The organism is Mesorhizobium norvegicum, assembly GCF_004919685.1.
Lineage (GTDB): Bacteria > Pseudomonadota > Alphaproteobacteria > Rhizobiales > Rhizobiaceae > Mesorhizobium > Mesorhizobium norvegicum.
Genome location: NZ_SMYZ01000031.1, coordinates 80681 through 98404, shown reverse-complemented (window position 1 = coordinate 98404; position 17724 = coordinate 80681). Strand labels below are relative to the sequence as shown.

The window sequence follows — 17724 nt, the reverse complement described above, 5'->3', positions numbered from 1 at the left end:
CTCAAATCATCCCGCTCTAATTGATCCTGCGGTAATAGACCTTGCCGTCAGGCTGCTGGATGCGCTGGTAGTTGGAGCTTGGGGGAGGGGGCGACGCCGATGCAATCCTCTTCCTTGGCGCACGCGGCGCTTCGATGACGCTGGGTTCGCCCGCGCTCGCGCCGTCGAGGGCTTCGGGCGCTTGCGCCAGCGTGCTGGTGGTGAGCTCGGACGGTTCGGCCGCACTCGACATGGCCTCGCCGCCGGCAACCGGCAAGTTCTGCCCCAACCGGGCAATGTTGCCGTCGATCTCGTTGAAGCTGCCTTGCAACTGGCTGTCCAGTTTCTCGAACCGGCTCTGGAAGCCGTTGTTGACCGTGTCGAGCCGAGCCGTGATCCGCTGCTCGAACGCTCCGAGCTGCTCCAGTCGCGCTTCGACAAAACGCAGGTCGCTTATACCCCGATAGAGATAGACCGCAGCCGCCATGTTGATCGCAGTGATCAGCAAGGCGCCGCTGGCGAGGACGATGCCGATCGTCCTTGGGTTGCTGGGTTTCTCGATGGCGCGCTGTTCGCGCTGTTCCTGGTTTCCGATGTCGATCGCCGGCATGTCAGGTTCGCTGATCGTCGTCATTGGACCACCACCTTTGCGCCGACCGCGACGCGCTTGAAAAGATCGATCACATCCGTGTTGGTAAGACGAAAACAGCCTGACGTTCCGTCGAAGCCGACACCCGACGGATCGTTGGTGCCGTGAATGCGGTAGAGCGTGTCGCGCCCGTCCCGAGACAGATAGAGCGCCCTTGCGCCGAGCGGATTGTAGGGGCCGGCGGGCACCATTTTCGGCAGCTCCGGCTGGCGGGCCCGCATTTCCTGTGGCGGGCGCCATTCCGGCCATTCGGTCTTGGCTCCCACCTTGACGACGCCGGACCAGCCAAACCCGTCGCGTCCGACGCTGATCTGGTAGCGCAGCGCCTGGCCCTGGCGGGTCACCAGGTAAAGCGCTTTCTCGTCCTTGCGGATGATGATCGTTCCGGGTTGCTCGGTGGTTGCGAAGGCAACGGCCTTGCGCAGGCTAGGCCCCATCGCCGGCAGCGGCGGCCGTTCCGAAAGCGCCGATCGCGCCTCGGCGAAGTCCTGGACGGACAGCGCCAGCGCCACGCCGAGCACGCAGGCGCCGGCCAGCCTCGGGGCGATCCGATATTTATCGGGCAGCGTCATCGAGCCGTTCTTTGAACATCCGCTTCAGATCCTTGTTGAAGCGCGCCCGCCCATCCACTTCGGAAGGTGGGATGGCCCTGTTCAGCGCATCGGTCAGAAGCGCGTTGTCCAGCGCGACCGACTTGATGTGCGGCGCCTTGAATATCTTTTCGAGTTCACTGCGCGAAAAATGGTTCCCGAACCATTTGCGCTTGTGCTTGTTGGCGACCAGCGTGATGTTGACCGCGTTGCCGCGCAGCTCGCGGATCTTCTTGTAGAGCCGCTTGCCTTGCCGCAGTGAAGCGACGTTGAGTTCGAAGACGATGAAGATCTCGTCGCTCGTCGACAGCACGGAATTGTGCCAGGGCGTTTCGAGATTGGGCAGGTCGATGACGATGTCGTCGAAGCGGTAGGCGACGAGGTCCAGCAGCCGGAAGACGAAATCGCTGCCGTGCGGTTCGAAGGGCAGCTGCGGCCGCTCGAACGCGTAGAGGGTGAGGCCGGACGGGCGCGACAGCTTGATCACATCCATCAGCTCGACATCGAGCCGTTCCGGCTGGCCGATGATGCCGGCAAGATCGAACTGGTTGAACAAATTGAGATAGGCGCCGCAATTGGCGCTCTGGAAATCGAGATCGACCAGGCAGGTGGACGCCGCGCGCTCGGCCGATTTCGAAGCCAGGAATTCGGCCGCCGACAGCGCCAGCGTCGTGGCGCCGGCGCCGCCGCTGGCGCCGATGAAGGTGATGATCCGGCTTTTCGTGCCCTGGTTGCCGGTGTCGTGGAAGGTCACCGCGTTGAGCAGCTCCTTGCCGTCGAGCGGCTTGTGCAGCCAGTCCGAGGCGTTCATGCGCACCAGCACGCGCGTCTGTTCCGACGTCAGCTCGTCGGAAACCGCGATCAGCGGCACGTTGGCCCAGAGCGCGCGCGCCTCGACGATACCGGGCCTGCCGAGCAACTCGCCATTGCCGAGATCGAGAATGACGATGCCCGGGCGCGTATCGGCGGGCGGCCCCTTGAGAAAGTCGTTCGTCTCGGAAACCCGCACATCATAAATCGCCAGCGCATCGAGCCGCGTCGCCACGTCGCGCTTGAAATTCGGATCCGACGAAAACAGCGCAACCTGCTTTCGCTTGGTCGGCGTAACCTTGGTGTTGATGGCATTCATGGATAGGTGCTCTTCATGTCTTCGCCCGTGACCGTGCTCAGCATGGAGGGCATGGTGATGGTTCCGAATCCGAGAAAACCGGCCAGAAAGAAGAACTGGAAGGGATGTTTTTCAATGCTGACGGTGATCGTTGGTACCGGCCCACTGGGGCGCGTCCAATAGCCGAGGCCCGAAGCCTGATACTGAATCTGGACCTCGGATTTCAGAAGGGTTGGCAGGAATGTCAGCATTCCTGGCCGGTTGCTGCTGCCGCTAAAGATGAAGTCGAAAGCGGCTTGGTTCACAGTGAGGTTTTGGCATGTGGCGCCTGTTCCACAGGTGCAAGACACAACTCCGGCGGCACTGGCAGTACAGATATAGCTGTAAGTGTTGATTGGAACCGCCTTTCCCACGTCCAGTGAGTCGCTGGGTGTTATTGCCTCGAGCAGAAGTCCGCTGGCGATCGGAGCGGAAATCTGCGCCAGCCTGGCGCCAGCCTGCACCGCTTTGTTACCAGCATTCCATTGGTAGAAGGCGTAGCCGAAGTCGACGAAACCAAGCAGCAAAGTCAGCAGCATGGGCATTGCAATGGCCGCCTCCACCATTGTCGCGCCGGATTGGTTTCTCCAGAACGTGCCTTGCGAGATCACCATCCCAAGACACGCTCCTGATGGAACACAGTGAGCTTAACGTTACCAAAGCCGAGATAAGACCAGAGGCCCAGAGTAGGATACGGATATGAGGCGCTGACCTCCACGACAACGACGGTGCCAGTGCTGCTGAGATAGAGCTGGGTGCCGGTAGCGGTATCGATCGCCGGGGTCGATAATACTGGCTTGATGGTGACTTGACCCGTGGTCCACCCGGTAACCCTCGCACTACCGCCCTGGACGGCCCCGTTCACTGCGAGGTTTGTTGCCAACACTGAACAAGTATTCCAGTCACTGCTGCAGCGCGCCATATAGCGAGAGGCATCCTCGACGCCAGCTTCGAGAAGCAGACGCGTGTTGAAGATGTTCGAGAACTCGAAGACACCCGCTGCCAGCAGCAACACGAGTGGCGTGACGATCGCTATCTCGACCAAGGCAGCGCCTTGGTCGTCGTGGTGGAACCGAAAGAGGAACTGTCTCAGTTTGATGAACATGGCGCTACCGGTACAATTGCGCTTCGTTTCGAAAAGCCTTGTCGACAAGGGTGTTATTGGCGAAGCCGCCATCGACGTCGACTATCTCCAGACTAATCGGCTTCTCCCCGGCAGATGGGTCTTCTGGATCCTTTGTGTTGTCCTGCTTCTGGACCGGGGTGTTGATGAACACGCTCGCGTAGCCATCCGGCTTGAGTTGAACATGGCCATTGATCTTTGCCTGATTGGCGATGCAGTTGATAATTGCCATATTCATGAGCCGGCGTTCGGGATCTGCCGTCGGCGTATCTCCCTTGAAGCATGACGGCGTACCGGATTCTTTGGTGGGCGCTATTGACTTGTCGCCAACCAGACCGTGAGAAATCTCGTATTTGTAGACGTCATATCTGGAAGCTGGGGCGGAAGTGGTGCCGGTCGGGTTGGTGGCGCTCGGGATATTTGGATATGCCACCCCGTGGTTGATCGACCAGTAATTTGTCCAGAAGCTTTGGGATGATATCTGGTCTGACATTCCCTTTGCGTCGACATAGTTGGTTCCGGTCGGGAGGGGCAGCGCCGTATTATCCGTAACGGGGTCGTATTTGCTGCAGCCGGTCTTCTGGCCCTTGCGAACGTTGCTCGACGGTCGGTACGCCCAGTCCTTATTATCCTTGTTCAGGGACCCGCTGTAGAGATCGAAGCGGACGTTCAGGCCCGTATTGACCTGGCCCAGGGTGACGCCGGTTTTCGTGGTGAGTTTATCGCGGCTATAGCAAGTGCCGGATGTGCCGATGGCAATGGCATCGCGCAGTGAACTCAGGTTGTTGTCGATCAGCCCAAAATTGCCGGGGCCAGGGTTGGAATCAACCTTGAGGATGCGGAATTCGCGGCTGTAAGTATCCCCCGATGCGAACGCCTGCTGGATCGTCTTGCTGGTGGACGGGTCGGTTGTCTCGAACGGATTGCACATGAAGATCGGCACGGTTTCACAGATCGACTGAACAAACCCAGCGACAGCCTGGGCCCGGATGTCCATCGTATCCTTGCTGCCGACGAAGCTTGCTGGAAAGATGGTAGCGAATGCCCCGGCACCCTTCGCCAATCCGGACGCGTTTATCGTCACTTCCGCTAAAGACACCACTTTAGGATCGGTGCTGGCCCAGTTCACGCCGTTTGCATCGACGCCAGCGCTGGTCAATGTGGTCTCGTCGCTGGCTGGTATCCCGGTCAAGAAGGTGATGGTCACGTCTGCCAGAGCGAGAGTGTGACCGGCGCCTTGCTCTGAATACAGGGTCTGGTTGGCGAGCAGGGTCGTCACGGCCCGGTTGGCTCGAGTGATCGAATCCGACCTCCCGTCAAGTTCGGCGGCAGCCGCCAATGCAAGACCGTCAATACCCTTTTGCAACTGATGGTGAAGCCCGGTCGCCCGGCTCATGTCGAAGGCCAGCAGCGAAAAGCCAATAAGCACGGGCAGCATGATCGCCACGAGGATCATCGCTACGCCGCGTTGATCGTTCCAGAAGGCACGAATGGTCCCCAACATGACCTTACTCTCTTTCACCTCGCGCCAGGGCTCCTCGCATGCCCGGCGCCCTCCGCATCCTTCCGTTCAGTTCACTGCGTCACACCCGACCCGCCGACATTGACCGTGATCGCCGGCGGCGGCGGCGGTGGCGGCGGAAATTTGTAGCTGTGGGCAATAGCGGCGGCGCGCGTGCCGTCGCCTTCGATGTGGGTGTTCCGGGAGGCCGGATTGAGCGGGTCGACCGTCTGCAGCATCGAATTGAATTTTTGCGTGTCGCCGGCGGCCAAGGTCACCGAGTCGTAGTGGTTCAGATAGTCCGCGGCGCAGCCCGACAGAGCACCGGCGCACAGAATGAGGATCAAGGCGCTATTTCTTGACATAGAGCATCTTGTCCTTCGATTTGAAGTCGAGCATGTGGCCATAGGGGCCGGTGACGCCATCGCCCGTTTCATACTTTCGGATCATGTCCTTGTTCACCTCGAGCTGACCAAGCACGAAGAATTCCGGATCGTTGGCCGGCCGCGTCTTGTCGAAGGGCGTGGCCAACTGCTCGCCGGGCTTCACCGGCCGCACGATGTGCGGCGTGACGATGACGACCAGCTCGGTCTCTTCCTTCTGGTTGCTCGAATTGCGAAACAGTGTCCCGATAATCGGCACCTGGCCGAGCCACGGCACCTGGTTCTGCAGCTTGGTTGTCTTGCTCGACAGAAGCCCGCCGACGGCGAAGCTCTGGCCGTCGCGCAGTTCGACGACGGTTTCCAACTTGCGGTTGGTGAAGATTGGGTCACCGGCGGTGGTGAAGCCGGTCAGATCGCTGACCTCCGGCGCCAACTGGATGTGGATCTTGTCGTCGGCGAGCACGATAGGCGTGAACAGAAGATTGACGCCGAACTGCTTGTACTCGATCTGGACTTCGCCATCCTTATTGACGCTGCGGATCGGCACCTGGCCACCAGCATTGAAGCTGGCCGGCTCGCCGGAAAGCGTGGTCAGATTGGGCTCGGCCAGCGTGCGCACCACGCCCTTGGCCTCAAGTGCCTCGATGACCAAATCGACTTTGATGTTGCTGTCAATGACGCGGGTGATCAGCGCCGCGAAGGGATTGCTGTTCGACAACAGGCCGACGAGAACATTGCCCGGTCCGGCCACCACATTGTCCTCGTCGAGGGCGGCACTGCCCGTTCCGACGCGGGTCGTGCCATCGCCGTTCCTGCTCCGGATCGACACGCCGAGATCGCGGCCGGCGTTTCGCTTGGCTTCCAGCACACGCACTTCGAGATTGACCTGCTGGCTGTCGTCAACGGTGACGGCATTGATGATGGCGTCGGGGCCATATTGCTGCGCGACTTCCATGATCGCCGCCAGCGTCGCGCCGTCCTTGACATGACCGCCAAGCCGGACCCTGCCATTGACCGAGCCAATTTCGATGCGCGACCTTGGCGACACCTGGCGGATCGCCTGCGCCATGTCGCTGACGTCGACGCCGACCTCGATCTGGATGACGCCAAGCGAGCGCTTGTCTGTTGAAAACAGATTGACCGTGGTGGTGCCGGCGCCCTTGCCGATGACATAGAGTGTGCGGTCAGTCATCGGCTGGGCATCGGCGATCTTCTCGTCGCCAACGACGATGTCGCCCAGATTGGCATTCACCTGGATCGTTACCGATTGCGACATCGGCAGGAAGATCCGATGGACGCTGGGGTTCGACACGTCGATGAAACGGTCGGCTGCATCGGCCGCCAGGCTCGAAAGCAACAGCGCTGCCAGACACGACAACGCGGCCGCCACCATCCTCAACCAAGTCCCCTGCATCCCCAACTCCCCACTCGCTGCCGGTGCTGGCAGCCTCATTTTATTAGTCGCACCTTATCATGGTTGTCGCGGCACATCATATGTCTCGAGCTTCACGCCCCGAAAAACGCCCACGGTAGCACGCGACGGTGGCTCGGGTGTGACATATTTGACGACTTCCTTAACGACTTCCCGTACTTCAGGAGCCGACACCACGGCCGGAGCCGGCTTGACCTTGCTCAACTGGTCGAGACGGCTTCCCACTTTTTCAACGGCCTGCGTCAAACCAGCTATCTTGTCTTCGGCGCGTTTGCGCTCCTCCGCGGCCGCGGCTTCCGCTGCTGCCTTCCTGTCGAGTTCCGCCTGCCTAGCGGCGACGTCGGCCGGCGTTTCACCGGTCAGGTCGGAAAGCGTCACACGTTCGGTCGTCTCGCCCTTGCTGGCCGCAGCCTGGCGAAGCGCCAGCGACAATTGGCCGGCGCCGGCTGCCAGGGTCAGCTTCTGCGCATCCTTGGTGCTGGCCTCGAGCGTCACCGATTTGACGACGGTCGGGCTATCCTTGCTCACATCGGCAACCTGGTCGACGGCAAGCACCTTCATGCTCTGCAGCAGCACGTCGACGAAACTCTTGTCGTCGCCGTCGCCGCGCTCGGTTCGCGTCAGCAGGACATCGACCCGGTCGCCCGGGAAGACGAAGCCGGCCACGCCGAGCACGTCGTTGACCCGGATGGATACTGCCTTCATGCCTTCGCCGAGCACCGCCGAAAGCGTGGCGCGCTGGCCGGGGCCGGTGATCTTGGTGGCCAGCACAGGTTCGTTGACGCCGATCGCCTGAAGCGCCTGCTTGCTGCCTCCGCCCGCCGGAAGGTCTTTCGTCAAGAGCTCTTCCGTCGTCTTGAAAGCGCCGTCCGGAATCGCGCCCGCCGGCCATGCGACCTCACGCAGTTTGTCAGCGGACAGCGTGTCGCCGAACTTCAACGCGACGGCAGCCACCACGACCGTATCGCGCGGGACGTCGTCCGTCCGCGCCATGGCATTGCGCTGGCTGGCCAGCCAGATATTGGCGAGCACCACCGCCAGCACGCCGAACACGCCGGCGAGAACGATCATGATAAGTGTATTGACACGCATCTTCCCACCCCACTATCGCCCAGCGGGCGAATGTCAGCCCCTTCAAAGCGCAAAATCCTGGGCCGAAATCGAGCGATTCCGGCCCAGAAAGTTCTTAGCAAGTGCCGCCGGCACCGCCAGTGCTGGATAAACCCTTAGTGTTCAGGTTCGCGCAAAGGCCGGTGAACTGACTGCCGACCCATCCGCCGATGGCAATAACCGCAACGATCGATGCCGCGGCAATGATGCCGATCAGGATTGAGTATTCCACCATCGCAGCGCCGTTTTCATCGTCGTGGAACTGCCTGGCTACGTCGGTAAGACGGTTCATGGCTATCTCTTCTTGATCAACTAGGCGTGGCGCAAGTGCCAGTGCCAGTGCCAGCAGCGTCGAGACCCTTGCCGGAGATCTTCGCGCAAAGGCCGGTGAACTGGCTGCCGACCCATCCGCCGATAGCAATAACCGCAACAATCGATGCCGCGGCAATGATGCCGATCAGGATTGAGTATTCGACCATGGCAGCGCCGTTTTCATCGTCGCGGAACTGCCGGGTCATCGTCATGAGCTTCTTCATGTCAATTTCTCCCTTTGGAGGTTTGAACCCGACGAGACAGAGCAAAGGATGAAATCCATACCCAAGCATCCCCCGTCATCTCGATCCTAGGTCCCGAGAAAACGCGGAGTCAAACGACATTAACGGTTCCTTAACTTTCCAATACATGAACTTTCGAGTTGAGAGCGGCCCTAAATTTCAGCAAGACCTTGATTCGTTTAATTTTTCAAGCGCTCTTAACCATTCGTTCACAATTATGACGCCCCGCTAATTAAGCCCTACCTACTTTAGCGATACCGCATATCCCTTTATATCTAAGGGGTTATAGCCAATTATGGAATGGATACCGATGTCGGATTACGCAATGGGCACGGGGCGCTCCAAATCTTAGTGAACCATGTTTGGCGGCGTGGAGACCAGAAATAAAAACGATATTTTTCTTGGCGCACTCCTTAACTATGTTGAAAGTATTGGCCGCGTGTGAGGCGCTCCTGCGCTTGTGCGTCGCGTGGTTAACGTTTAGTTTCCGCTAATATGCGCTGGTGGGGAGTATAGGGGATTATGCTGGGGCGGTTCATCAAGGGTGGCGAGGCGCGGATCGAGCCAAGGGTGGAGTCGACCACGGTTGTCTCTGCCGTCCCGGCACTATCGCCTGTTGCTGACGTCGAATCGCACGGCGACGATTTCCTGACGCTCAAGGTCGAGCTTCACCGCCATTTGATTGACCGATTCAATCTCTCCGCGCTCGAGACGTCATCCAAGGACGAGATCCTGAACGAAATCAGGCCGATCGTGCGCGAGTTTGTGCGCAGCCGGAGCGTGCCGCTGAATGCACGTGAACTCGACCAATTGACCAGTGAGACAGCCGACGAGATGCTCGGGCTCGGGCCGATTGAGCCGCTGCTCAAGGACGATACGATCACCGACATAATGATCAACACCCACAAGCGCGTCTTTATCGAGCGGCGTGGCATCGTCGAAGAGACGGCAATCCGCTTTCGCGACGAGGCGCATCTGCTGAGGGTCATCAACAAGATCGTCTCAAACATCGGCAGGCGCGTCGATGAATCGTCGCCGATGGTCGATGCCCGGCTGGATGACGGCTCACGCGTCAACATCGCGGTGCGGCCGGTCTCGGTCGACGGCCCGCTGGTGTCGATCCGCAAATTCTCGAAAAATCCCTATTCGCTCGAGCGTTTGATGGCATTCAATTCGATCCGTCCGCCCATGATCGAATTGCTGCGGATCGCCGTGCAGGCTCGCAAGTCGATCCTGGTTTCCGGCGGCACCGGCAGCGGCAAGACGACCTTGCTCAACGCGCTATCGAGTTACATTCCGTCGAGGGAGCGTCTGATCACCATCGAGGATGCGGCGGAGCTGCAATTGCAGCAGCCACATGTCGGGCGGCTGGAAACGCGTCCGCCCAATGTCGAGGGCAAGGGCGAGGTGCGCCAGCGCGAATTGCTGAAAAACGCCTTGCGCATGCGGCCGGACCGCATCATCGTCGGCGAGGTGCGCGGCGAGGAGGCCTTCGACATGCTGCAAGCGATGAACACGGGCCATGAAGGCTCGATGACCACCATCCACGCCAACACGCCGCGTGATGCGATCTCGCGGCTGGAACAGATGGTCGGCATGGCGGGCATGCCGATGACGCATGATTCAATCCGGGCGCAGATCGCATCCGCCATCGACATCATCGTCCAGACACAGCGTCTTTCGGACGGAGGCCGGCGTGTGACCTCCATATCGGAACTGACGGGCATGGAAGGCAATGTCGTCCAGCTCCAGGAAATCTATCATTTCGTCCGCCGAGAGGTCACAGCCGAAGGCAAAGTCATCGGAGACTTTCGCGCAACCGGTGTCCGTCCGCGCTTTGCTCCGGAGGCGGCGACGCTCGGGCATCATTTTGCCAAGGATGCCTTCAATCCGCAGGTTGCCCTCTGATGCCGACGGGTCAAGCTCTGCTGTACTTCATCTACGTGCTCGCGGCGGCCTCGGTCATTCTCGCCGGAGAGGCACTATATCTTTCGTTTGCCGGTCGCCGGTCGCGGATGGGCGTGATCAACCACCGGCTGAGGCGGTTGGCTGACGAAGCGCCAGCTGAACAGACCCTGCAAGGATTGCTGCGCGAACGTGGGCTGACGGAGTCGGGTGATTTTCTGTTTGGCATGATCTGGCTGAACAGGCTCTATACTCAGTCCGGTATTACCGGAAACCCGATATTTTTCGCTGCGACGTTTCTCAGCGCGGGACTGGCACTTGCGTTGCTGATGTCGATCTTGTTGCACTTCTCTGCCTTGGTGTCGCTCATCGTTTTTCTGGTAGTCGGATTCGGCCTGCCGCTTTTCGTTCTCCGCCGCGCCCGCAACAAACGAATTCTGAAATTTGCTAGACAGCTCCCGGATGCGCTCGACATGATCGTCCGTTCGCTGCGAGCTGGACATCCGGCTTCGGTGGCGGTCGGGCTCGTAGCGCGGGAGATGCCGGATCCGCTCGGCACCGAGTTCGGCATTGTCTCCGATGAAATCACCTTTGGTCTGAGCATAGAGCAGGCCGTGCGAAAGCTTTCGCAGCGTGTCGGCTTCGAGGGCCTTCATCTGTTGTCGGTGTCGCTGTCGATCCAGTCCAAGACGGGCGGCAATCTTACCGGGATCCTGGCCAATCTCTCCGTGGTGCTGCGCGATAGGCAGAAACTCAGGATGAAGATTCGCGCGCTTTCGGGCGAGGGTCGTGTGTCCGCGTGGATCATTTCACTGTTTCCGGTGGTTATGTTCCTGATCCTTCTGCTGCTTGCCCCGTCCTACTACGGCTCCGTCTGGGGCAGTCCGCTTATCTTGCCAGTGTTCACGATTTTCGGGCTGTGGGCGCTATTGGGCGACTTTATCATGTACCGTATGGTCAATTTCGATTTCTGACGGGAGCGAATCATAAACTTGTTTTCGAATATCCAGGATCTGAGCTTTTTGATCTCCGTTGCCGTCTTCGTGGCGGCGGTTGCGTTGTTCCTGTTCGGCGCGCTTGTCTTCTTGCCGGCGTTGCAGACGCGGACGCTGGTCGCGCAAAGCCTGATGGCCGAAGGGATTGCCGATCGCCGTTCGCTCGCTGGACAAGAACTGCTTGCAAAGATTTCCGCGCAACGGCCGGTCGACGCCTATTTCCGGTCGATGGAGAAGGAGCGGGACGAACCAAATGCGCTTGAGGCGAAGCTGTTTCGAGCCGGCTTCTATCAGGCCAGCGCTCCGCTCATTTACACCTTGTCGCGGCTTGGTGCTGTCTGTGCCGGCTTTCTGGCTGCCTATGCGCTCTTGTCGCGAGTGCTCCCACCTCAGTTGCCCAGTTTCATAGGTTTTGCCGGCTCGGCTCTGTTCGGGCTAGCGTGCATCGTGATGCCCGCCATCCTGCTCGATCGCTTCGAGAATGGGCAGAAGGAGATCTATCGCCGCGCCTTTCCCGATTTCATGGATATGATGATCACTTGCGCGGACGCGGGCATGAGCCTGGAGGCAGCGGTGGAGCGCGTCAGCAGCGAACTGGCTGGCACGCATAAATGGCTCGGCATCCAGCTCGCGATCATGAATCTGCAGTTGCGTGCCGGCAAGCCGCTGCGCGAGGCGTTGCGCGACCTCGCCGACCGAATCGGTCTTGACGAGGCGCGGGCTTTGGCCGTGCTTTTTCGGCAGTCGGAAGAACTCGGCACCAGCCTGACCGACGCTTTGCGGGTCTACAGCGAAGAGATGCGCAGCCAGAGAATTCTTCATGCTGAAGAACGTGCCAACGCCTTGCCTGTCAAAATGATGATTCCGTTGGGGCTGTGTATCTTCCCGGTGGTGATGATGGTGATCATGTTGCCGGTGATCATCCGCATGAAGGGCATTTTCTTCTAGTTACGTATATGATTTGGTCCTAACGTGAGTCGGGACCCTTTTTGGGGACACAATATGAAGAAGGCTATCGCGGCCGCAGCCTGCCTGTTGACGGTAGTGCTTGCCGGTTGCCAGACAAACGGGGCGGACACAACCGACGGTGTCGTTCGCACCAACGAGCCGTCGAAAGGCGACGTAACGTCCTTTGGCGATGCCTTCGATGGGCTGAAGACGGTCAGCGACGTCGAATATTACGCCTCGGACCAGGCTGTTGCCGAAGCCAAGAACCAGTTCCGTGCCGAGAATTACGGCAATGCCGGTGCGCTGTTCTTCAAGGCGACGCAACTGGCGCCCAACGATGGTGGCGCCTGGATGGGCCTGGCTGCCTGCAGCGACCGCATCCATCGCTTCGATCTTGCCGACCGGGCCTATGCCCGTGCCTTCAAGCTGGTCGGCGCTACGCCTGAATATTACAACAATGTCGGCTATTCCTACCTGCTGCGGGGCAAGCTGCAGGATGCACGCAGCAATTTCCTCAAGGCTTATGAACTGGCGCCCAACGATCCGACAGTAGCCAACAATCTGAAGCTTCTGTCGTCCAGCGTGCAGAATATCGAGCGCTAGCATGTTGCTCGTCGAATCTCTGCTGCTGAAGGCGCTCGCGATCCCTCTGCTGGCAAGGATTGCCTGGCTCGATTTCACTACCCAGAAGATTGCCAATCGCGACGTGCTGCTGCTGCTCTGCCTGGGCGCGGGGGGCATGCTGCTGCTGTCGTTGCAGTCCGGATCGTGGTGGGACATGGGCTTGAGCGCGGTTGCTGGCCTCGTGCTGTTTCTTGCGTTGTTCCCGTTCTGGATCTTGCGCAAGATCGGCGCCGGCGACGTCAAGCTGATGGCGGTCGTCCCTTTCCTGACCGGCGGAACCGATCTCGTCGTGTTTTCTATGCTGCTGCTGGTTTTCGCCCTCGTCACTGCAGCGGCCATGAAAAATCCGTTCCTGCTGCCCGCAGGCGCCTTTCGCCTCTATGTTCAGCATCTCGACCGCAAAGGCGTTGTGCCGTTCGGCGTGCCAATCTCGGTCGCGGCGATCTGTACGATAGCGTTCCTGATCTACAAAAGTCTGGTGTTGGCGAGCAGCTCAGGAATTCTGGATCAGCTGAACTGAACCTCGGCAGTCCGCTCTGCTATGCGAAAATGCGGGACATCCAGCCGCATTCATAGGCAACGCCAACCAAAACGCAAATGTTGCGCTGTGAGGATCGAGCGCGATCATCGCAGTGGCTGAAATCACAATTGAGATCGGCGCCAGGACACGAAGCACGGGAAGAAGGTTTGGCATTTGGCCAAGATAGGCCGGACAGATTAATCAAAAATTGAGACGGCATAGCCGTTAACTCTTTGGAAATCATCTTCTTGTCGGGGCGCGGAAGTGATGTTTCAATGACTGCTTAGGTAGGGGATGAAAATGTTGAACGAGGATTTTTTTGGTCGTATTGCCATCATCTTTGTCGTGACGGTTTTGGCGACGTCCAGTGCGATACCTCTGTTCCTCTATTTCCGTCAGGATACCTCGGCAATTTCGCTCGCAGTTGTCACTCAACTGGCGTCAACCGTGTTTCTGTTGCTGCAGCTTGTGATGACCATCACCCGCCTTCCGCCGAAGGGAACTGCGCAAGGAATTGAACCGAGAGTAACCGCGGTAGCTGGAACATTTATCGTCCTGCTCACATTGACCCTGACGCCGGCATTGCAAAATGAGGCGGCGCAAGTCACGGCCCTCTGCTTGGTCTTCATAGGTACGGCCAGTTCGATTTTCTGTCTTTATTGGCTGGGCCGTTCCTTCTCTCTCATGGCGACAGCTCGTCGCCTGGTTACCACTGGCCCGTACTCGATTGTCCGGCATCCGCTTTACATCTGTGAGGCGGTATTCGTTCTCGGGATGATCCTTTCGCATTTTTCAATGCTGATGGTAGCACTGGGTGCGCTTCAATTTATTTTGCAGTATAGGCGCGCGAGAAATGAAGAGGCTATCCTTAAGCAAACCTTCCCAGATTACGACGATTACGCTCGGCGCGTTCCCATGCTCTTGCCACGGTTCCTTGGTGGGGCCATACCAAACTCTGGCGGCCAATAATCAGGACTCGCCCTGTTGATCTGGTCTTTGCAAGTACTTCGCTTCGTTGCCGCGCTGATGGTCGTATATGTCCACGCAGCCCAGACTGCCGTTAAGGTCACTGGATCTAATGGCCTGTTACCTCACGATTTTCAGGTGGTCGGCTTCGCAGGCGTAGACATCTTCTTTGTCATATCAGGGGTGATTATTGCCAAGACGGCACCTGGTCTGACTTGGCGATCTTTCGCTTGGAGACGGTTCCGACGCATTGTTCCGCTCTACCTGCTGATCAGCATCCCGTATGCGATCGTCGCCTACAAAACCGGCTTCGGCTGGCGGGACGCGCTGGCGACGCTCCTGCTATGGCCGGCTACCGATCAAATGACCGCGCCCGCACTGCCAGCCGCCTGGACGCTATGCTTCGAAATGCTGTTCTACGCCGCCGCCACCATCGTTCTCATCGACCGGCGACTGCTGTCGGGACTCGTTGGTATCTTCGGCCTCGCAATGATATTTCGCTCGGCGGGTCCGGTGCTGCAGTTCCTTGGCAACCCGCTGATCATCGAGTTCGGCTTTGGCGTCGTTCTCGCCTATGCACCTAGGTGGAAATCGGCGGTGTGGTGCCTGCCGGTCGGCGCCGCGGCGATGATAGCTGTCGGGTTCATTGGGATAGCGCCGCAAGGGGGCACGATGGAGTTCCTCGCGGGCGATAACGGCTTTCAGCGTGTGCTGGTCTATGGTCTCCCGGCGGCGATGATCGTCTTCGGCACGATGCAGATCGACGCGCAGCCGAGCGTCTGGACGGTTCTCGGTGATGCCTCCTATATGCTGTATCTGATCCACACTCTGCCGATAACACTGCTTCTGATGGTGTGGACGGCTTTTCCGATTTCTCCGGACCTTATCATCGTGATCGGCACAGCTACGTCAGTTCTTTTCGCTTGGCGGATGTACATTCGGTTCGAGTTGCCTCTGCGCAAATTCCTGCGCCGGCATGATCCCCATCAGAAGATTGGCTGCCGTCAACCTGGCTTGGGATTGCGGGATTGACGGATATGCTTCGATACTGGCTACCCGATTATATGGGCCGTTGCCGGACGCATAGCGAGACCTTGGTCACGGAGCTCGATGCCAATCGATGTTTCATTCTATCTCAGTAGCTGTGTAAAGATCTTGTCCAGAGATAAACAACCACAGGGGAAGACAATATGACACTTCACCTTTCGGCGGATGCCCCGGCTTCAGTCGCCCCGCAGAAATATCTCTTCGGTCCGTTCATCGACTTTTTCATGCTTGGTGGGAGCGCGTTCCTGCTCCTGCCAATCCTTTTCCTCGTGCCTCTTAAACACGAAGGTCTTGTGGCGGGGGTAACGCTCTTGCTCGCCAATCTGATAAACCATCCACATTTTGCCCATTCCTATCAGATTTTCTATCGCAATTTTGCGCGCAAGGTGCGCGCAGACGGATACGACAGGAATCTCCAGATCCGTTACATTTTCGCGGGCATTGTCGTTCCGCTGATCATGGGCGCTTTCTTTGCCTATGGCTCCGTAACCGGGAACGCTCGCTTGCTGGGATATGCAACCAATGCGATGGGCTTTTTCGTGGGCTGGCACTACGTCAAGCAAGGCTACGGCATGCTGATGGTGGACGCCGTGTTGAAGCGCAAGTTCTTCAAGGAACAAGACAAGAAAGTGTTGCTGATCAACGGCTATGCCGTGTGGCTGTTCGCATGGCTTCAGACAAACGTGGTGATCACCGAAAGGCAGTTCTGGGGCCTGGATTACTACACATTCGCTGTCCCGCCATGGCTCCTCAACATCGCGCTTGCGGTCGCCGCTGCCTCCTCGGCGGCTACCGTCGTGATGTTTGTCAATCGTTGGCGCAAGCATGGCGGCACGCTGCCGTATAACGGCGTCGTCGCTTACGTCGTGTCGCTTTATGCCTGGATTCTGTTCGTGACGATAAATCCGCTATGGCTGCTTGTGGTGCCGGCGCTCCATTCGCTGCAGTATTTGGCGGTGGTCTGGCGTTATCAGACCAATGTCGAACGCGACCGTGCGGATGCCGTCAAGGATCCGGAATTCAAGGTCCTGTCCATTCTCGGACCGCTATACAGGCTGCGGGTGCTGGCATTCATCATCGCCGGCACAATTCTGGGCGCTCTTGGTTTCTGGCTCGTGCCGATGGCGCTGACGGCCTTGGTTCCTTACAACAAAGAGGTGCTCGGCTCGTCGCTTTTCCTCTTCATAGCGTGGATATTCATCAACGTGCACCACTACTTCCTGGACAACGTGATGTGGCGCCGCGGCAACCCGGAAGTATCGAAATATCTGTTTCGCTAGCCACGTAACCCTCTGCTCGCGAGACGTTCAGTCCCGCAGCAGATCGAACATCAGCTTGAAGAAGCGGTCCGCATCGACCTCATATGCGATGCGGGCATTGTCCTTTTCACCGCGCTCGCTCCAGAAATCGGCGATGGTCGCGCCGAAGGCGTAGGTGCCGGACAGATCGACGCCGATATGGGCAGGGCGCGTGCGCACCAATGTCGGGTCGATGGCCAGCGCCAATGCCAAGGGATCGTGCATGGCGCCGCCGACGCCCATCGAGTTGCGGTGCAGCTTCTCGTAGAACAGCAGCCAGTCGTTGACGAGCCGGCCGAGCGGCGTGTCGATCGTCGCGAGTTCGGCATATTGCGGCGCCTCGATCAGCACCTGCATGGTGACGTCGAGGCCGACCATCAGGATCGGCACGCCGCTGTCCAGAACGATCTTCAGCGCTTCGGGGTCGCAGAACGCATTGAACTCGGTCGGCGTGATGATCTCGCTCTTGCGATAGAACACGCCGCCCATCCAGATCAGTTCCTTGATCTTGGGCAGAACGTCGCGATGCTTGAGGATCATCAGGCCGATATTGCTGAGCGGGCCGGTGGCGACGACCAGGATCGGTTCGGCCGCGGCGCGCAGTCTGTCGGCCAGGAAATCGACCGCATGCCGGTCGACCGGCTTGATCGTCGCCTGCGGCAGGTAGGGCGAGCCCTCGAGGCCGCTTGGACCATCGGCGGTGCCGAGCACCAGCGGGCGCGCCAGCGGTCGGTGACAGCCCTGCGCGACAGGCACGTCGCCCGCGCCGATATACTCCAGGATGCGCAAGGCATTGGCCGTTGTCTTCTCGACCTCCGCGTTGCCGCAGGTCGTGGTGACGCCAAGCAGTTCGATGGCAGGCGAGCGATGCGCCATGACCAACGCAATGGCGTCGTCGTGGCCAGGGTCGCAGTCGAACAGGATGGGAGTTGGCTTGATCATCATGTCGTCTT

At 59.0% G+C, this 17724-nt stretch carries 20 protein-coding genes; 8 read left to right on the top strand and 12 right to left on the bottom strand.

Features of this window, described 5'->3' with window-relative positions; translation table 11 throughout:
- Positions 1-16: 16 nt before the first annotated feature.
- From FCU66_RS12645 to FCU66_RS12595, 11 genes are all read right to left on the bottom strand, one after another.
- The gene (locus tag FCU66_RS12645) at positions 17-613 is read right to left on the bottom strand and encodes a hypothetical protein (RefSeq protein ID WP_136617266.1); all 597 of its coding nucleotides are present in this window, start codon (positions 611-613) and stop codon (positions 17-19) included.
- Positions 610-1200 (bottom strand): L,D-transpeptidase, encoded by a 591-nt coding sequence (locus tag FCU66_RS12640; protein WP_136617267.1) that lies wholly within the window; start codon positions 1198-1200, stop codon positions 610-612. Before FCU66_RS12640 ends, FCU66_RS12645 begins: the two co-directional genes overlap by 4 nt.
- Complete coding sequence (locus FCU66_RS12635) at positions 1184-2347, bottom strand: CpaE/TadZ family protein (RefSeq protein WP_136617268.1); 1164 nt, start codon at positions 2345-2347, stop codon at positions 1184-1186. Before FCU66_RS12635 ends, FCU66_RS12640 begins: the two co-directional genes overlap by 17 nt.
- Entirely contained in the window at positions 2344-2979 is a 636-nt protein-coding gene (locus FCU66_RS12630) for a TadE/TadG family type IV pilus assembly protein (protein ID WP_136617269.1), read from the bottom strand. The genes FCU66_RS12635 and FCU66_RS12630 overlap by 4 nt, the downstream gene beginning before the upstream one ends.
- Positions 2973-3470: a TadE/TadG family type IV pilus assembly protein gene (locus tag FCU66_RS12625; protein ID WP_168991816.1), complete on the bottom strand. Its 498-nt coding sequence runs from the start codon at positions 3468-3470 to the stop codon at positions 2973-2975. Before FCU66_RS12625 ends, FCU66_RS12630 begins: the two co-directional genes overlap by 7 nt.
- A 4-nt stretch (positions 3471-3474) precedes the next feature.
- The gene (locus FCU66_RS12620; RefSeq protein WP_136617271.1) at positions 3475-4992 is read right to left on the bottom strand and encodes a TadE/TadG family type IV pilus assembly protein; all 1518 of its coding nucleotides are present in this window, start codon (positions 4990-4992) and stop codon (positions 3475-3477) included.
- Between the two features lie 71 nt (positions 4993-5063).
- Positions 5064-5336 carry a hypothetical protein gene (locus FCU66_RS12615; protein WP_246093873.1) on the bottom strand — a complete coding sequence of 91 codons (273 nt, stop codon included), beginning with the start codon at positions 5334-5336 and terminating at the stop codon, positions 5064-5066.
- A 4-nt stretch (positions 5337-5340) separates the two neighbouring features.
- Positions 5341-6786, bottom strand: coding sequence for a type II and III secretion system protein family protein (locus tag FCU66_RS12610; protein WP_136617273.1), 1446 nt, complete (start codon positions 6784-6786; stop codon positions 5341-5343).
- A 57-nt stretch (positions 6787-6843) separates the two neighbouring features.
- Positions 6844-7896 carry a Flp pilus assembly protein CpaB gene (cpaB, locus tag FCU66_RS12605; protein ID WP_136617274.1) on the bottom strand — a complete coding sequence of 351 codons (1053 nt, stop codon included), beginning with the start codon at positions 7894-7896 and terminating at the stop codon, positions 6844-6846.
- Positions 7897-7990: 94 nt separating this feature from the next.
- Positions 7991-8206 (bottom strand): Flp family type IVb pilin, encoded by a 216-nt coding sequence (locus tag FCU66_RS12600; RefSeq protein WP_136617275.1) that lies wholly within the window; start codon positions 8204-8206, stop codon positions 7991-7993.
- A gap of 16 nt (positions 8207-8222) precedes the next feature.
- Positions 8223-8450 (bottom strand): Flp family type IVb pilin, encoded by a 228-nt coding sequence (locus FCU66_RS12595; RefSeq protein ID WP_109670104.1) that lies wholly within the window; start codon positions 8448-8450, stop codon positions 8223-8225.
- Between the two features lie 540 nt (positions 8451-8990).
- On the opposite strand from FCU66_RS12595, the gene FCU66_RS12590 reads away from it, so the two are divergent.
- From FCU66_RS12590 to FCU66_RS12555, 8 genes are all read left to right on the top strand, one after another.
- Complete coding sequence (locus tag FCU66_RS12590; RefSeq protein ID WP_136617276.1) at positions 8991-10376, top strand: TadA family conjugal transfer-associated ATPase; 1386 nt, start codon at positions 8991-8993, stop codon at positions 10374-10376.
- Entirely contained in the window at positions 10376-11347 is a 972-nt protein-coding gene (locus FCU66_RS12585; RefSeq protein WP_136617277.1) for a type II secretion system F family protein, read from the top strand. The genes FCU66_RS12590 and FCU66_RS12585 overlap by 1 nt, the downstream gene beginning before the upstream one ends.
- Positions 11348-11365: 18 nt before the next feature.
- Positions 11366-12316, top strand: coding sequence for a type II secretion system F family protein (locus FCU66_RS12580; protein WP_136617278.1), 951 nt, complete (start codon positions 11366-11368; stop codon positions 12314-12316).
- A 54-nt stretch (positions 12317-12370) separates the two neighbouring features.
- The gene (locus FCU66_RS12575) at positions 12371-12919 is read left to right on the top strand and encodes a tetratricopeptide repeat protein (RefSeq protein ID WP_136617279.1); all 549 of its coding nucleotides are present in this window, start codon (positions 12371-12373) and stop codon (positions 12917-12919) included.
- 1 nt (position 12920) lies between these two features.
- Entirely contained in the window at positions 12921-13460 is a 540-nt protein-coding gene (locus FCU66_RS12570) for a prepilin peptidase (RefSeq protein ID WP_136617280.1), read from the top strand.
- Between the two features lie 300 nt (positions 13461-13760).
- Entirely contained in the window at positions 13761-14429 is a 669-nt protein-coding gene (locus FCU66_RS12565; RefSeq protein WP_136617281.1) for a methyltransferase family protein, read from the top strand.
- A gap of 15 nt (positions 14430-14444) precedes the next feature.
- Positions 14445-15458 (top strand): acyltransferase family protein, encoded by a 1014-nt coding sequence (locus tag FCU66_RS12560; RefSeq protein WP_136617282.1) that lies wholly within the window; start codon positions 14445-14447, stop codon positions 15456-15458.
- A gap of 158 nt (positions 15459-15616) precedes the next feature.
- A complete protein-coding gene (locus tag FCU66_RS12555; protein ID WP_136617283.1) occupies positions 15617-16753 on the top strand; it encodes a hypothetical protein in 1137 nt (378 codons plus the stop codon).
- A gap of 27 nt (positions 16754-16780) precedes the next feature.
- Here the strand turns inward: FCU66_RS12555 and FCU66_RS12550 are convergent, their stop codons facing one another.
- Entirely contained in the window at positions 16781-17716 is a 936-nt protein-coding gene (locus tag FCU66_RS12550) for a nucleoside hydrolase (protein WP_136617375.1), read from the bottom strand.
- Positions 17717-17724: the final 8 nt, after the last annotated feature.